We start from the raw sequence: 427 nt of genomic DNA on the forward strand, positions 1-427 counted from the left end.
GCGCTTTACCCCCATCTCACTGAGCACTTCGGCTACTTTCGAACCGAGATTCTTATCGTAGATGCCAAGCAGTTGCCGATCTGCCCGCGCCGGGTTAGTCAGCGGGCCGAGCAGATTGAATACCGTCCGAAAGCCCAACTGCCTCCTAGGCTCTACTGCATGCTTCATTGCCTGATGATACTGCGGCGCGAATAGGAAGCAAAGATTGGTTTCTTCAAGGCAGCGAACCGCTGACTCCGGTGTAGTCGTAATTGTAACCCCAAGTGCTTCTAATACGTCCGCACTGCCGCTTTTGCTAGAAACGGCCCGATTGCCGTGCTTGGCGACTCGTGCACCACCGGCAGCCGCCACCAGCGCCGCCGCTGTTGAGATATTAAAAGTAACGCCGCCGTCACCACCCGTACCGCACGTATCAAGCAGCCCCGCG

General features: G+C 57.1%; 1 protein-coding gene. It reads right to left on the bottom strand.

Going from position 1 to position 427, the window contains the following annotated elements; all coding sequences use genetic code 11:
* A partial coding sequence (gene trpD / locus LKX83_RS31900) for an anthranilate phosphoribosyltransferase (RefSeq protein ID WP_227887280.1) occupies positions 1-427 on the bottom strand: 427 nt, incomplete at both ends.

The sequence above is a fragment of the Cohnella baijiui genome, from assembly GCF_020731285.1.
In the GTDB taxonomy this organism is placed as follows: domain Bacteria; phylum Bacillota; class Bacilli; order Paenibacillales; family Paenibacillaceae; genus Cohnella.